Below are 15,840 nucleotides of genomic sequence, written 5' to 3' on the forward strand. Positions count from 1 at the left end.
CTTCCAGGGCCGCATTTTTTTATGCGCTCGTCACCCGTTTTAGCCTAAGCGTCGCCAGTATCGCCAGGCACACCAGCAGGCTGCTCAGCAGATAGATTACCGGCACCCCGGCATAGCTCATAATCAGCCCGGCCAGCGGCCCGGTTATTCCCAGCGCCAGATCCATAAAGGCCGTATAGGTTGCCAGCGCGCTGCCCTGATTCTGCGGCGGCACCACTTTCACCGCCACCACGCCAATCGCCGGGAACACCAGCGAGAAGCCGGCACCGGTCAGCAGCGCCCCCACTTTCGCCATCCACGGCTCCCACGAGCCCCAGACCATCAGCAGCCCTAAGGCCTCAACGGCAAAACAGACCAGCGCCACGTTCAGCCCGCCGTGACGGTTGATCGCATTGGGGAACAGCATACGGGTACCGACAAACGCCACGCTGAACAGCGTCAGGGCAAAGGCCGCACCCTGCCAGCCTTTATCCTGATAAAACAGGGTAATAAAGGTGGCGATCACCCCAAAACCGACCGATCCCATCGCCAGAATCAGGCCATAGCCCCAGATACGCCCGAGCACCGCACGGAACGGTAGCGGTTTTCCCTTGCTGGTTTTCACCGACGGCCGCGGGAAGGCCAGCACGATGGCCACCAGCGCAATGGCAATCACAATCGCCGCAAGCAGCAGCAGGCCGCCCCACATGTAGATTGCTACGCCCAGCGGGGCACCGATAGCCATCGCGCCGTAGGTGAAAATCCCGTTCCACGAGATCACCCGGCCGATATGCAGCGACCCCACCACCCCCACGCCCCACAGCGTGGCCCCCGTTCCGGCAAAGCTCTGCCCCACACCGAGTACCACCCGGCCAAGGCACAGTAGCAGCAGGCTGAGCAGCGGTATCGCACTGGACAGCGCCGCCAGCGCGTAGCAGATACCGCAAATCAGCGCGCCGAACAGGCCGAAAATCACTACTTTCTTCGGCCCCCAGAGATCGGCAAAGCGCCCGGCATGCGGGCGGCTGAGCAGCGTGGCGAAGTACTGCAGGCTGATCACCAGACCGGCCCAGAAGGCGCTGTAGCCCATCACGTCATGGACGTAGCCGGGCAGCACCGCCAGCGGCAGCCCGATGGTCAGATAGCTGGCAAAGTTGAAGATAACAACGGAGATAATGCGCAGATTTAAGCGCAGGCCGGACTGCGCGGCGTCGCCTGCTGACGGGTCTGACATGGAGATTACGGCTCGCAAAGCAGAAAATTCGAAGCCCAACTATACCTGAACCGTTAGCGTCCTACGGAATTTTCTTCACCGCTGTGGGTGAGAAAACCGCCATATTTTCGTCATAAAGCCTCTCTATACTCCGCCCCACAGAGTCCCAAAGAGGATAACAATATGGTCTTTACTCCCCTGAACTTCCTTCAGGTGAGCGCACGCTACCGGCCCCGGCCGGCAGCTGGTCAGGCACGCCCACGCAATAATGGAGTGATGCGATGACCCGTTCACCCGTCGCCGTCTCGCTGAAAGGCATTGGTTATGCCTTTGGCGAACACCGCGTACTCAATCATATCGATCTGGAGATCGAGCCCGGTTCCATCGTGGCCCTGCTCGGCCCTTCCGGCTGCGGCAAAAGCACCCTGCTGAAAATTCTCGCCGGGCTGCTGGAGCCGCAGCAGGGCACGCTGCAGTTTGGCGAACGCCTGATTGCCAACGCCACGAAAAGCACGCCGCCCGAACAGCGCGATATCGGCATGGTTTTCCAGGATTACGCCCTGTGGCCGCATATGACGGTGGCGCAGAACGTGGCGTTTCCCCTACTGATGCGGCGGGTCTCCGCCCATGAACGCCAGCAGCGGGTGAAGCAGGCGCTACAGCGCGTGGGCCTCGGTGATTTCGCCGCCCGTAAACCGTCCGATCTGTCGGGCGGCCAGCAGCAGCGCGTGGCGCTGGCCCGCGCGATTATCGCCGAGCCGAAAATCCTGCTGTTCGATGAGCCGCTCTCCAATCTTGATACCGATCTGCGCGAGTCGCTGTGCCTGGAGATGGCCACGCTGCTGCGCCAGCTCGGCACCACCGCGGTGTACGTCACCCACGACCGGCGCGAGGCGGAGATCCTGGCGGATCGCATCGTCTGGCTGGCCGCAGGATCCGTTTCTGCTATTCAAACCGTTACTTCACTCTCTGGGGAACCCGCATGACATTGTTTAAACCGATGAAGACAGGAGCTATTTTCGCCATGTTGTTGACTTCTGGCATGATGATCGCCGACGCACAGGCACTGACCGTTTACACCGCCGGTCCGGGATCGCTGGCAAAAGGGCTGGCCGCAGGTTTTGAAAAGCAGACCGGCGTAAAAGTGAATATTTTCCAGGCTACCACCGGTAAGGTGATGGCGCGACTGGAAGCCGAGCAGGCTAACCCACAGGCGGACGTGCTGATCTCCGCCTCCTGGGACACCGCCGAAGAACTGCAGCAGCGCGGCTGGCTGCTGCCGTACCAAAGCCCGAATGCGGAAAAAGTTCCGGCGCAGTTTAAAACCGCCGACTACGTGGCGCAGGGGATCTCCGCGCTGGGGATCGTCTGGAATACCAAAAGCGGCACCCCGGAGCCAAAAGAGTGGCAGGATCTGACCGCCGAAGCCTTTAAGGGTAAGGTGACCACGCCGGATCCGTCCCTGTCCGGTGCCTCCCTCGACCTGCTGATTGGCCTGCAAAACAGCATGGGCGATCGCGCCTGGCAGCTGTTCAGCAAGCTGAAAGATAACGGCATGGTGATTGCCGGTCCTAACGCCCAGGCGCTGACGCCGGTGCTGCAGGGCGCGAAAGCCGCCGTATTTGGCGCGGTAGACTACGTTTCCTACAGCAGCATTCAGGACGGCGAAGCGATCAAGGTGATCTTCCCGGCCAGCGGCACCGTGGTGGCTCCCCGCCCGATGATGATCCTGAAAAGCAGCCAGAATGCGGCAGATGCCAAAGCCTTTGTTGACTACGTGCTGTCTGCTGAAGGCCAGCAGAAAGTGGCCGATGCCTGGCTGATGCCTGCGCGTTCAGACGTCGGCGCCAAGCGCCCGCTGCTGAGCGATCTGAAAATCCTTCCGGCACAGAGCGGCGGCAGTGCCGATCGCGGCAGCGTGCTGAAGCGCTTTGCCGACCTGTTTAAGCAACCTTAATCCCTACCCGATGGCGCCCGCCGTGGCGCCATTCTTCAGGATCGCCCATGAATTCTCGTCTTATGCCGCTGCTCACGGTGGCGCTGCTGGTGGTGCTGGTTGCGCTGCCGCTGCTGTTTATTCTGTTACAGGCGCTGTTTCCGCATCTGGCCCAGGGCTCGCTGGCCGGGGCATTCAGCCCGATTCCGGCACTGCTGCGCGACCCGCAGCTGCCCGCCCTGCTCAGCGGTACGCTAAAAATTGGCCTGACGGTGGCGCTGCTCAGCGCGCTGGTCGGCATTCCCCTCGGCACCCTGCGCGGGCTGTTCAATCTGCCGCTGGCGCGCCTGTGGGATCTGGTGATGCTGATCCCGTTCCTGACGCCGCCCTACATCGCCGCGCTCAGCTGGATGCTGGCGCTACAGCACAACGGCTATCTTTATCAGCTGATCGGCGTCGATCTTAACGATCTGCTGTTCAGCCAAAACGGCATTGCGCTGGTGATGACCCTGAATATCTTCCCGGTAGTCTATTTTGCCGTGTCGCGCAGCCTGCTCGCCAGCGGCCAGCATCTGGCGATCGTGGCGCGGGTTCACGGTGCCAGCGCGCTGCGGGCCTTCTGGCACGTGACGCTGCCGATGATGCTGCCCGCGCTGGCGGCCGGGGTGCTGCTTTCATTTACCCTGGCGATAGAGGAATACGGCGTGCCAGCCGCGCTCGGCTCCCGCGCGGGCGTGGTGATGCTGACGGTCGGCATTGAAGAGCGCCTGGCGGACTGGCCGATCGACCTGCCCGGTTCCTCGCTATTGTCGATGCTGCTGGTGCTGGTGGCGCTGGCGGCTTATACCCTGCAGCGCAAGCTGGTGGGCAATAAAGAAGTCACCAGCATTACCGGCAAGCCCGCGCTGAATAAAGGCGCCAGCCTCGGGATCTGGCGTTTACCTGCGGTGTTGCTGTTCAGCCTGGTGGCCTTTGTGGTGGTGGTGATGCCGATGTCCTCCATGCTGCTCAGCGCCCTGCTCTCCACGCTTTCCGGCGGCATCCGGCTGGAGAACTTCACACTGCGCCACTTCAGCGCGCTCTTTGCCCAGCACGGTGATGCGCTGGATGCGCTCTCCACCAGCCTGGGTCTGGCGTTTGCCGCAGCGTTAATTACCGGCGTGATTGGCTTTCTTGCCGCCTGGCTGGTGGTGGTGCGCAAAATTCGCGGTGCGGTATTCATCGACGGGCTGTCGCTGCTGCCCGCCGTGTTGCCCGGCGTGGTGGTCGGCGTCGGCCTGATTCTGCTGTGGAACCAGCCGTTCTGGCCGGTTACGCCGTATAACAGCTGGCCGATCCTGCTGCTTTCCTACTGCTGCCTGCTGCTGCCGTGGCCGGTACGCTACGTCGGCAGCGCGCTAAAGCAGCTGGGCGGCAATCTGGAACCGGCCGCGCGGGTACACGGCGCCAGCCAGCTGCAGGCGCTGCGCTACATCGTGCTGCCGCTGGTGTTCCCCAGCCTGCTGGCGGCGATGCTGATGGTGTTTGCTATCGGCTCGCGCGAGCTGGTCACCTCGCTGCTGCTGGCGCCGGCGGGCATGCAGACGGTGTCGGTCTTTATCTGGCGACAGTTTGAGCAGGGTTCCGTCGGCCAGGGCATGGCGATGGCGACCATTGCCATTACTACCGGGCTGGTACTGATGCTCACCGCGCTGGCGCTGATGCAGCGCAGGGAACGGACTTAACGGGACGATCATTCCTAAAAACGGTGGACTCACTGCCGCAGCCGCTACACTTGCTGCACAGCAGTCAATAACGGAGGCGCAATGAGTCCACTGCCACAGGAGAAAATCGGGCAGAACATCCTGCTAAAACTGGCCACCCTGGTGGTTATCCTCGCCGGGCTGAAGCTTTCGGCAGAGATCGTAGTGCCCTTCCTGCTGGCGCTGTTCCTCGCCATCGTTCTGAATCCGCTGGTGACCGCGCTGATGCGCCGTGGCCTGCGCCGCGGCATGGCCATCAGTCTGGTGGTGGTGGTGATCCTGCTGATTCTCGCCATGCTGGTCGGCATGATCGCCAGCTCGGCGGATGAGTTCAGCACGATCTATCCGCAGCTTCAGTCGCAGGCGGAGCAAAAGCTGGCGGTGTTGCAACACGCCGCCGCGCGCTTTCATATCCGGCTTTCCAGCGAATCGCTGATGCAGCGGCTCGATCCGGGCGCGATGGTCAACGTCGCCACCAGTATGTTTACGCAGATTTCCGGCGCGATGACCCAGCTGGTCCTGGTAGTCATGACGGTCATTTTTATGCTGTTTGAGGTGCATCATCTGCCCTATAAGCTGCGCAACGCGCTGGTGAATCCGCAAATCCGCATTGCCGGGCTGCACCGGGCGCTGAAGGGCGTGACGCATTATCTGGCGTTAAAAACGCTGATTGGCCTGATTACCGGCTTCGCCGTCTGGCTGGTGCTGCTGGCGCTGGGGGTGAAGTTTGCCCTGCTGTGGGGGGCGGTGGCGTTCCTGCTTAACTATATTCCCAACATCGGCCCGGTGATTGCCGGGATCCCGCCGGTATTGCAGGCGTTGCTGCTGAACACGCCGCTGGATGCCGGGCTGGTGGCCGCGCTGTTTATCGCTATCCATATGCTGTGCGGCAATATGCTGGAGCCACGGCTGATGGGGCGCGGGCTGGGACTGTCGAGCCTGGTGGTCTTTTTATCGCTGATTTTCTGGGGCTGGCTGCTCGGCCCGGTAGGCATGCTGCTTTCCGTACCACTGACCAGCGTCTGCAAGATTTTAATGGAAACGACGCCGGGCGGTAGCAAGCTGGCGATACTGCTGGGTAATGGCCGCCCGGCCAAATAATCAGTCGACGATAAACAGCTGCGCGCCGTTCTCGGTCCAGGAACGGTGCGCTTCGGCGTTATCCGCAACCTGATAGCTCATCCCCGCTCGCAGGGTAAAGATGCGGCCATCGTCCAGTTCAGTATGCAGCTCCCCGGACAGGCACAGCAGAATATGCCCTTTACTGCACCAGTGATCGGCCAGATAGCCGGGGGTATAGTCCACCCGACGCACGCGCACCTCGCCAAACTGCTGCGTCCGCCACCGTGCACTGCCGGTTTCGCCCGGATGCTCCGTTGCCTCGATCGTTGCCCAGTCCGTTGTGCCAAAAGGAATATCGCTTAATTTCATTGCCAAACTCCATGGGGTTAAACATTGAAATTACCCGGTTTTTTCGATCATGCACACTGCTTTCCGGCGAAAAAATCCGCTAGCGAGGGATTTTCAGCGGGAAAGGTCGATTTCAACAATAAATGGCCCATAGCCGATCGCGTAAAATGCAGGATAAGAAATCCAGGCATTGACTTCCCCCTTAAGGCGAATTTTTCTCCTTAAATCAGCGACTGCCGCCGCGCAGCAACGTAAAGTTGCTGCCATAATACTCACTTTCCTCATTAATATTTTTGCTGCTGTTGTTTTACCGCCGCCAATATCAACAGGAGAACACATTGCTTGCTACTGAAAAACCCAGGCACGATCATCGCTGGCTGGTCGCCGCAGGGCTGATACCGATCCTGCTATGCCTGATGTTCACGCTGCTGGAAGCGCGACAAATGGTGAAGCGGCAGCTGACCCTGACCAGCTCAATGCTGATGTCCCAGGCGGAAAATATCAGCGACAGGGCAAGGGTGATGACCGCCTCCCTGCAGGAATTCAAAAATCATCGCTGCGCGGATATCAAAGACGAGCTGCGCGAGTATGGATCGCTACAGCCCTACTTTCGCTCAGTGGGCCTGGTTCAGGATGATAACGTCACCTGCTCATCCTCCTTTGGCGAACGCCAGGACTCGATAGAAGACATTATTCACCGCCCGTTACCGCCGGATCATAAAGACCTGTGGAGCCTTTCCGTCGCCGGAACCCGCGGGGTTAACAACCGTCCTGCGGTGCTGTTTATGCATGAAGACCGCGACGGATTTGCCAGCTATGCGCTGGTGGACGGGCAGTATTTGATTGATTTTATCTGGGCGGCCGGTATGCGGCACAACTACGATATTTCAATGAAATTTGGCGATGGATTTGCCATGTTCAGCGGCGTTCCGGCCACTCGCCAGCACGATAAAAAGTGGGGCAACTTCACGCTTAACACCCACTCAGAGCGCTATGCCATTACCCTGAACGTCACCTCCTCCCGCAGCGAGCTGTTCAATAACTGGCGTCAGGTGCTGTTCAGCCTGATGCCCATGGCGCTGATCCTTTCCCTGCTGTTTGTTGCGCTGACCAGCAATTGGCTGAAACGCAAAGGCTCGTTCCGCGATGAGATCCGCCGCGGTATTGCCCGTAATGAATTCTCCGTTCACTATCAGCCGGTGTTTAATCTGCAAACGCAGAAATATAGCGGGGCCGAAGCACTGCTGCGCTGGCAGCGCCCCGACGGCCACTGGGTGCGGCCGGACGTGTTTATTTCCGCTGCCGAATCCGAAGGCATGATTGTGCCGCTGACCCGCCATCTGTTAGAGATGGTCATCCGCGACACCGCCGGGTGGCAGCTGGATCCGGGCTTTCATATCAGCGTTAATCTGGCAGCGGATCATCTGCAGCATGACGATTTCCTGGCCGATATTCGCGCCTTTGCCGCCGGGATGGATCATCTTAAGCCGACGATCACCCTCGAACTGACGGAACGCAGCCTGATCAATGAAGATCGCATGGTTGCCCAGCGGCTGGCCGAGCTGCGCCGTGAAGGGATCAACATTGCCATTGATGATTTCGGCACCGGCCACTGCGCGCTATCCTACCTGCAAACCTTCCCGCTGGATTACCTGAAAATCGATCGCGGCTTCGTGAACACCATTGAATCCGTTGATGGCGAAACCCCGGTGCTGGATGCGATTATTTCCCTCGCCGACAAACTGGCGTTGAAGGTGGTCGCGGAAGGTGTGGAAAACGAAATGCAGCTGCGCTATCTGCAAAATCACGGCGTCACGTTTATTCAGGGCTACTACTTCGCCCGCCCGATGGACAGCGCGGCACTGTCCGAATGGCTGCAACAGCACAACGGCACGGTGCCACAAGCTACGCCCGCCGGTTAATCCCCATACGCTGGAATATTCACCAGGTCGGGTGCCGATATCGGCGCTCGATCGCCCACCAACGGCCCGTTCTGCTGTACATCCGCCTGATAACAATTTCTGATATTTTTTCCCGAAAAAATGCGACATCGCGCAGACGAGATATACTAAGTGGTGGCGAAGTGCGTGATTGGGCCGTGTAAGTACGCCATTGAAGCCCGTCGCGGACGCATTTTGCCGCAGGATTTTTCCCACATTATCGCGCCGTCAGCTCTTCTGATCCACGCGGTGATGTCGGAATTTTGGGATTAGAATCAGAAAATTACAGGGTGCTTTATATGATTTCACGTAGGAAGCGTGTCAAACCAATTGGTTTAAAAGACGTCACTATCATCGACGACAGTCGGTTACGCAAAGCGATTACCGCGGCCTCACTGGGTAACGCCATGGAATGGTTCGATTTCGGCGTTTACGGCTTTGTTGCCTATGCCCTTGGCCAGGTATTTTTCCCCGGAGCCGATCCCGGCGTGCAGATGATCGCTGCGCTGGCCACCTTCTCGGTGCCGTTCCTGATCCGCCCGCTTGGCGGTCTGTTCTTTGGTGCACTGGGCGATAAATACGGTCGCCAGAAAATCCTTTCCATCACCATTATCATTATGTCGGTCAGTACCTTCTGTATTGGTCTGATCCCTTCTCATGCCTCTATCGGCATCTGGGCACCGATCCTGCTGCTGCTCTGTAAAATGGCGCAGGGCTTCTCGGTGGGTGGCGAATATACCGGTGCATCGATTTTTGTTGCTGAATACTCCCCGGACCGCAAACGCGGCTTTATGGGCAGCTGGCTGGACTTCGGCTCGATCGCCGGTTTCGTGCTGGGTGCGGGCCTGGTGGTACTGATTTCCACCGTGATCGGTGAAGCGAAGTTTCTCGACTGGGGCTGGCGTATCCCGTTCTTCGTTGCGCTGCCACTGGGCATTATTGGCCTGTATCTGCGTCACGCGCTGGAAGAAACCCCGGCGTTTCAGCAGCACGTTGAAAAACTGGAGCAGGGCGACCGTGAAGGCCTGGCCGATGGCCCGAAAATCTCCTTCAAAGAGATTGCCACTAAACACTGGCGCAGTCTGCTGTCGTGCGTTGGCCTGGTGATTGCCACCAACGTCACCTACTACATGCTGCTGACCTATATGCCGAGCTACCTGTCGCACAACCTGCACTACTCGGAAGATCATGGGGTGATGATTATTATCGCCATCATGCTGGGGATGCTGTTTGTGCAGCCGGTGATGGGGCTGATGAGCGATAAGTTTGGCCGTCGTCCGTTTGTGATTATCGGCAGTATCGCGCTGCTGGTGCTGGCTATTCCCTGCTTCATGCTGATTAACAGCGGCGTGATGGGGCTGATTTTTGCCGGTCTGCTGCTGCTGGCGGTGATCCTCAACAGCTTCACCGGCGTAATGGCATCAACGCTCCCAGCGATGTTCCCGACCCATATCCGCTACAGCGCCTTAGCCAGCGCCTTCAATATTTCAGTGCTGGTTGCGGGCCTGACGCCAACGCTGGCGGCGTGGCTCGTTGAAACAACCAGCAATCTGTATATGCCGGCCTATTACCTGATGGTCGTCGCGGTGATTGGTCTGGTGACCGGCCTGACGATGAAAGAGACGGCGAATATGCCGCTGCGCGGTGCGACGCCGGCGGCGTCGGATATCACCGAGGCGAAGGAAATTTTGCAGGAGCATCACGACAATATCGAGCAGAAGATCGAAGACATCAACGATCAGATTGCCGAACTGGAAGCGAAGCGTTCGCGTCTGATCGACCAGCATCCACGTATTAACGAGTAACTTAACGGCCGGTGCGCAGCCGGCCGTCCCTCCCCAGGGTGTAGCCAGCTACACCCTTTTTTGTTCACGACATCCTGGCGTTCACGCTGCATGAACACATTCGTTTGGTGAACATCGTCGCTGTGCCGATCACAGTATGTCAGCATAATGGCGCAAGGCTGTAGTATTCCCAACCCGCTTAGTTTTCCACTATGGCCCGAACCGTAATTTATGCGGGCCAGACAGTGTGAAATATCGCGCTGTTGCCCACTTTCCCCGCAGTCAGTTGTTCAGATAAACCTTACGTGCGGCGCAGACACCATTTTGACTCACTAAACGGCTACACTTGCCCTTCGACCGAAAACTGAATCTGAGGTAAGAAACATGAAAATCAAAAGCTATGCGGCACTGGCAGCAGGACAGGCTCTGGAACTGTACGAGTACGAAGCCGGTGCGCTGGGTGCAGAGGAAGTGGAAGTCGAAGTGGAATACTGCGGCGTCTGCCACTCTGACCTGTCGATGATCGATAACGAGTGGGGTATTTCTCAGTTCCCGACTATCGCCGGGCATGAAGTAATTGGTCGTGTGGCGGCCCTCGGCGAAGCCGCACAAACCAAAGGCCTGAAAATCGGCCAGCGTGTTGGCATTGGCTGGACGGCCAAAAGCTGCCAGCACTGCGATGCCTGCATCAACGGCGAGCAGGTTAACTGCCAGCAGGGCAGCACGCCGACCATCCTGAATCACGGCGGCTTTGCCGAGAAGCTGCGTGCCGACTGGCAGTGGGTGATCCCGCTGCCGGAGAGCCTGGATGCGGCCAGCGCCGGTCCGCTGCTGTGCGGCGGCATCACGGTCTTTAAACCGCTGCTGATGAGCAATATCACCGCTACCAGCCGGGTCGGAGTGATCGGCATCGGCGGTCTGGGCCATATCGCGATTAAAATTCTGCGCGCGATGGGTGCCGAAGTGGTGGCGTTCAGTTCCACGCCGGCCAAAAAGCAATCGATCCTCGACATGGGCGCAGACGAGGTGGTGAACAGCCGCGATCCTGAGGCACTGAAGGCGCTGGCAGGCCGTTTCGATCTGATTATCAGCACCGTCGCCGTTGACCTCGACTGGCAGCCCTACTTCAATGCGCTGGCACCGCAGGGTAAGTTCCACACGGTGGGTGCGGTGATGAAGCCGTTCCAGGTGAGCGCATTCGACCTGATTATGGGCGATAAGGCGATTACCGGCTCGTCTACCGGTTCACCGGGCCAGCTGCGTTCGCTGCTTAAGCTGGCCTCGCGCCGCGATATTGCCCCAAAAGTGGAATTCTTCCCGATGTCGAAAATCAACGATGCGCTGGACCACGTGCGCGCCGGTAAAGCCGATTTCCGCGTGGTGCTGAAAGCCGACTTCTGATCGCTGCGCCACTGCCGCCCCACGGGCTCGCAGCCGCTGTAAACCTATCGGCGCACTCCCTTCTTTCAGCCACCTCCTGCAGGTGGCTTTTTTATTTCGCCCTCACGGCAACTGTTAAGATTTCGTTATTCTGGAACTAACCGAAACTTTAATTGTCGTTCGCGCCTGATAATCATTTACAGGCACAACGCTAATACATATAGTTCTCATTCTCTTTTTTAATAAAGATGAGAACTACGGCGCGGAATGGGCCGTAAATGCGCCTCACCGGTTAATACAGGGACAAATTAACACGCCAGAATGACCTTCCATTTATTGGGATTTTAAAGCGCGCGGTGCGGGAAAAGCGTCAATAAATTACTGATAAATGAGGCTCGACTTTGTCTTCTTCGCGTACCCTGCCGCAACACCGTACAGCAGATTCATCTGCATGTTCCCTGTTTAAACCTACTCTGGCCGCCCTGCTGGTGCTTACCGCACTTCAGCCGGTATTTGCCGCCGAGACCAGTGAAAACACCCTGACCGTAGAAGCGAAGGCTGACGACGGCGCAGCATCGCCAACCGCCGATACCGACTACAGCGTTCCGGTGACCACCGCCGGGACTAAAATGCCGCTGGCGCTGCGTGACATTCCGCAGTCGGCGACCATCGTCAGCAAACAGCGTATGCAGGATCAGGCGCTGCAAAGCGTCGGTGACGTGCTGACCAATACCACCGGTATCTCCGCGTTTAATATCGACTCCAACCGCTCTTCTTACTGGTCACGTGGTTATCTGATCAATAACTACCTGTTCGACGGCATCCCAACCGTGGTGGATGATATCTGGGACTTCGGCGATAACGCCTCCGATACCGCCATTTACGACCGTATTGAAGTGATTCGTGGAGCTAACAGCCTGAGCACCGGTTCCGGCTATCCTTCGGCTTCCGTTAACATGGTGCGTAAACACGCCGACAGCAAAGAGCTGACCGGCAGCCTGTCTGCGGAAACCGGCAGCTGGGACAAACAGCGCTATGTTGGCGATGTCACCGTGCCGCTAAACGAAGAAGGTACCGTGCGTGCTCGCGCCATCGGCGGCTATCAGGAAAACGACAGCTGGCTGGACCGCTACCACAACCGTAAGCGCTTCCTGAGCACTATCGTGGATGCCGATCTGACCGATTCCACCACTCTTTCACTCGGCTGGGACTTCCAGCAGACTGAAACCCGCGACCCGAGCTGGGGCGGGCTGCCGACCTGGTACAGCAACGGCGAGCGCACCCATTACGACCGCAGCTTTAACGCCGCGCCGGACTGGTCCTACACCGACAAACAGAGCAACAAAGTCTACGCTAACCTGACGCAGAGGTTTGATAACGGCTGGCAGGCGCAGATTAACGGCAGCCACAGCAAAACCACCTTCGACAGCAAGCTGATGTACCCGTACGGCTACCCGGATCAGCAAACCGGTCAGGGTGCCTACCTCTTCAGCGGCTGGAACAAAGGCACGCGTAAAGTAGACTCGGTTGATGTGTATGCCAACGGGCCATTTGAACTGCTTGGCCGCAGCCACGAGCTGATGCTCGGCGGCAGCTACAGCCGCCAGAAAAACTACTTCATGAACACGTTCTTTGACGGCATGACCTACAACGGTGACTACAACAACTGGGATGGCAACACGCCTCAGGGTGACTGGAACGACTGGACGGTGGAAGATGACGATACCATTCGCCAGAAATCTGCCTACACTGCCGCACGCTTCTCGCTGGCCGATCCGCTGTCGCTGCTGGTTGGTGCGCGCTATACCCAGTGGAGCGCACGTGGGACCTCCGGCGATAAAGACAGCAATAAAATCGCGCCTTATGCCGGTCTGACTTACGACATTAACGACACGTATTCAGCGTACGCCAGCTACACCACCATCTTCCAGCCGCAAAGCTCGCGCGACGCCAGCGCCAGCTACCTCGACCCGGTTACCGGTAAGAGCTATGAAGCCGGCCTGAAGGGTGACTGGGCAAACAGCCGCCTGACCGCCACCCTGTCCGTGTTCCGCACCGAGCAGAATAACCTCGGCGTGAACACCTACGGCTTTATTACCGGCACCACCGAGTACGCCTATCAGGCGGTGGATTCTGTCAGCCGTGGCGTTGAGTTTGAAGTGAACGGCGCGCTGACCGACAACTGGCAGATGACCTTTGGCGCATCGCGCTATATCGCCGAGCAGCGTGACGGCACGGCGGTAAAACCTGAACTGCCGCGCACCACGGCGAAGCTGTTCACCAGCTACCGCCTGCCGATGCTGCAGGATCTGACCGTCGGCGGCGGCGTGAACTGGCAGAACCACACCTGGCAGGACAACGTCGCCGGGCCGTTGGGTTCAACGCAGGTCGAGCAGAGCAGCTACACGCTGGTGAATCTGTTCAGCCGCTACCAGGTGACCAAACAGCTTTCCGTGCAGGCCAACATCAACAACCTGTTCGATAAAGAGTATTACGACTACCTGGGCACCTACGCCGTTTACGGTGCGCCACGCAACTTCTCCGTCTCGGCTAACTACAATTTCTGATGCGGTAAAACCTGCCTTTTGATGCCAGTCCGCTACGGCGGCTGGCATTTCTTATCCTGATTAGCAAAAAAACGATCCGCGTTATTGGTTTCCCGATACACTGCACCATGGACCGGATAAACACTGCTTATTCATGCACTATAATTCACCCGATCACAGCCATCTGAAAATGCGCTCAACGCGCTTTATCCGCCGCATGTTTGCCATGCGTCAGCTGGGCACATTTCTCTGTTTTAATCCGATTATCTCGGTGCTGCTGGAACTACAAAAAGGCAACGCCTTTTACGTCCTGCTGTTTATCAACGCCTTTGTCTGGCCCTGGGTGGCTTATCGCGTGGCGATGTCCTCCGCCGATCCCACCGCCAGCGAGCGGCGTAATCTGACCATCGATGCGGCCCTTGGCGGTTTCTGGGTAGCGATGATGGGCATCAGCCCGATGCCGTCGCTGATTATCATCGCGGTGCTGGCCTCCGATCGCTACGCCGTGGGCGGCTGGCTGCAGCTGCAGTCCGCCATGCGGGCGTTTTTACTGATCTTTATCCCGATGTGGATGCTGAACGGCATGCCGTGGCAGACCAGCTTTAGTACCCGTACAGTCTGGTTAACCCTGCCGCTGGCCGCTGGGTACATGTTCGTGCTTAGTGCCGTTTCTTATAAATTGACCCTAACGCTGCGGCGTAAAAATCGCGAACTGGAACGCATCTCGCTGATGGATCCCAGCCTGGGCATTCCCAACCGCCGTCTGTTCGATCGCCGGCTGGAAAGTGAATATTTACGCACCCGGCGCGGTGAGTGCCGCGCCTGGCTGCTGCTGCTCGATGTGGATAACTTCAAAACTGTGAATGACACCTTTGGTCACGAAGCGGGGGATTTTCTGCTGGCGGAAATTTCCGCGCTGCTGCGCAACGAAGCGGGTGAGCAGGATATTCCGGCGCGGTTTGGCGGTGATGAATTAGGGGTTATCGTTCACGACGCGGATGAGGTAGGGATCCTCACACTCGCCGAAACCCTGCAGCAGAAGATTACCCAGCTGCGGCTACCTGCCTCGGCGGATTTCCACTGCTCGATCAGTATCGGCATTGCCGCCGCCAGCGAGGCGGAAAGCCTGCAGCAGTGGTTAAGCCGCGCCGATCTGGCCCTGTACAGCGTGAAGCGCGCGGGCAGAAACGGCGTTCAGCTGTGGCGGCCCGCGCCGGAAAACGCAGCGGTGAATCAATAACATCTGGCCGTAGCGCATTCTGAACGGCGATGAAGGCTGCACGCCAGCGGGGTCACCGACTGGCCGCCGCCGGAGGCGTCAGCAGCACCTGCGCAATAAAGGCATCGATATCCTCCATCGCCTGCTGCCGCGCACTGGCGGAAGGCTCGACAATCAGCAGATCGCTGTAGCCGTTAACGATCGCGCCCAGCTGGCGGGTGATGCGCGCCGGGTCGCGGCTGCTGAACATGCCTTCGTCGATGCCCGCCGCGATGATATCGGCCATCAGCTGCTGCCATCGGTCAACCATCAGCCGGGCCAGCGCGGCATAGTCTTCATTATGCACGGCCAGCTGCCACAGCGATCCGTACAGCTGCCAGACCGCATCCTGCACCTCGGGAAGATAGTTGTTAATCAGTAAACGCAGCTGCTCTCTGGCAGGCAGGCCGGCAACCCGCGCCTTCAGATTATCCAGATCGGCCTGCATATAGACGGTCAGCGCCTCCAGGCACAGCGTCTGCCAGTCACGGAAATAGTGATAGATATGGCTACGGGAGATCCCCACGCGCTCGGTCAGTTCACGCGTGGTGACTTTTTCCACGCCTTTCTCAATAAATAACGCAATCGCGCTGCTGAGAATGTTGGCCCTCAGCTCTTCCGCCGTTTCTTTCATCTCTTATTCCGTGTCACA

Annotated in this window: 13 protein-coding genes; 9 read left to right on the forward strand and 4 right to left on the reverse strand. The window is 58.5% G+C overall.

What is annotated here, in order from left to right:
* Positions 1 to 19: 19 nt before the first annotated feature.
* The gene (locus EC836_RS14195; protein WP_123334186.1) at positions 20 to 1,213 is read right to left on the reverse strand and encodes an MFS transporter; all 1,194 of its coding nucleotides are present in this window, start codon (positions 1,211 to 1,213) and stop codon (positions 20 to 22) included.
* 260 nt (positions 1,214 to 1,473) lie between these two features.
* Here EC836_RS14195 and EC836_RS14200 point away from each other — a divergent pair, with 260 nt between their 5' ends.
* From EC836_RS14200 to EC836_RS14215, 4 genes are all read left to right on the forward strand, one after another.
* Positions 1,474 to 2,178, forward strand: a complete 705-nt coding sequence (locus EC836_RS14200) for an ABC transporter ATP-binding protein (RefSeq protein WP_123334188.1) — start codon at positions 1,474 to 1,476, stop codon at positions 2,176 to 2,178.
* A complete protein-coding gene (locus EC836_RS14205) occupies positions 2,175 to 3,149 on the forward strand; it encodes an ABC transporter substrate-binding protein (RefSeq protein ID WP_199735177.1) in 975 nt (324 codons plus the stop codon). The genes EC836_RS14200 and EC836_RS14205 overlap by 4 nt, the downstream gene beginning before the upstream one ends.
* Before the next feature lie 47 nt (positions 3,150 to 3,196).
* On the forward strand, positions 3,197 to 4,852 hold the full coding sequence (locus tag EC836_RS14210) for an iron ABC transporter permease (protein ID WP_123334192.1): 1,656 nt from the start codon (positions 3,197 to 3,199) through the stop codon (positions 4,850 to 4,852).
* 81 nt (positions 4,853 to 4,933) lie between these two features.
* On the forward strand, positions 4,934 to 5,971 hold the full coding sequence (locus EC836_RS14215; protein WP_123334194.1) for an AI-2E family transporter: 1,038 nt from the start codon (positions 4,934 to 4,936) through the stop codon (positions 5,969 to 5,971).
* On the opposite strand, the gene EC836_RS14220 is transcribed toward EC836_RS14215, so the two are convergent.
* Together EC836_RS14220 and EC836_RS24625 are read right to left on the reverse strand one after the other, a co-directional pair.
* The gene (locus EC836_RS14220) at positions 5,972 to 6,301 is read right to left on the reverse strand and encodes a DHCW motif cupin fold protein (protein ID WP_123334196.1); all 330 of its coding nucleotides are present in this window, start codon (positions 6,299 to 6,301) and stop codon (positions 5,972 to 5,974) included.
* Between the two features lie 93 nt (positions 6,302 to 6,394).
* A complete protein-coding gene (locus EC836_RS24625) occupies positions 6,395 to 6,619 on the reverse strand; it encodes a hypothetical protein (protein WP_148050378.1) in 225 nt (74 codons plus the stop codon).
* On the opposite strand from EC836_RS24625, the gene EC836_RS14225 reads away from it, so the two are divergent.
* The 5 genes from EC836_RS14225 to EC836_RS14245 all read left to right on the forward strand — a co-directional run bounded on the left by EC836_RS14225 (position 6,619) and on the right by EC836_RS14245 (position 15,170).
* Positions 6,619 to 8,202: an EAL domain-containing protein gene (locus EC836_RS14225; protein WP_123334198.1), complete on the forward strand. Its 1,584-nt coding sequence runs from the start codon at positions 6,619 to 6,621 to the stop codon at positions 8,200 to 8,202. The two genes, EC836_RS24625 and EC836_RS14225, sit on opposite strands and share 1 nt — an antisense overlap.
* 320 nt (positions 8,203 to 8,522) lie before the next feature.
* A complete protein-coding gene (gene proP, locus EC836_RS14230) occupies positions 8,523 to 10,025 on the forward strand; it encodes a glycine betaine/L-proline transporter ProP (protein WP_199735186.1) in 1,503 nt (500 codons plus the stop codon).
* A 363-nt stretch (positions 10,026 to 10,388) separates the two neighbouring features.
* Positions 10,389 to 11,405, forward strand: coding sequence for an NAD(P)-dependent alcohol dehydrogenase (locus EC836_RS14235; RefSeq protein ID WP_123334201.1), 1,017 nt, complete (start codon positions 10,389 to 10,391; stop codon positions 11,403 to 11,405).
* Between the two features lie 380 nt (positions 11,406 to 11,785).
* A complete protein-coding gene (gene fhuE / locus EC836_RS14240) occupies positions 11,786 to 13,951 on the forward strand; it encodes a ferric-rhodotorulic acid/ferric-coprogen receptor FhuE (protein ID WP_123334203.1) in 2,166 nt (721 codons plus the stop codon).
* A 133-nt stretch (positions 13,952 to 14,084) separates the two neighbouring features.
* Positions 14,085 to 15,170 carry a sensor domain-containing diguanylate cyclase gene (locus EC836_RS14245; protein WP_123334205.1) on the forward strand — a complete coding sequence of 362 codons (1,086 nt, stop codon included), beginning with the start codon at positions 14,085 to 14,087 and terminating at the stop codon, positions 15,168 to 15,170.
* Positions 15,171 to 15,222: 52 nt separating this feature from the next.
* Here EC836_RS14245 and EC836_RS14250 read toward each other — a convergent pair whose 3' ends face one another.
* Positions 15,223 to 15,822 (reverse strand): TetR/AcrR family transcriptional regulator, encoded by a 600-nt coding sequence (locus tag EC836_RS14250; protein WP_123334207.1) that lies wholly within the window; start codon positions 15,820 to 15,822, stop codon positions 15,223 to 15,225.
* Positions 15,823 to 15,840 lie beyond the last annotated feature (18 nt).

The organism is Erwinia sp. JUb26, from assembly GCF_003751505.1.
Lineage (GTDB): Bacteria > Pseudomonadota > Gammaproteobacteria > Enterobacterales > Enterobacteriaceae > Erwinia.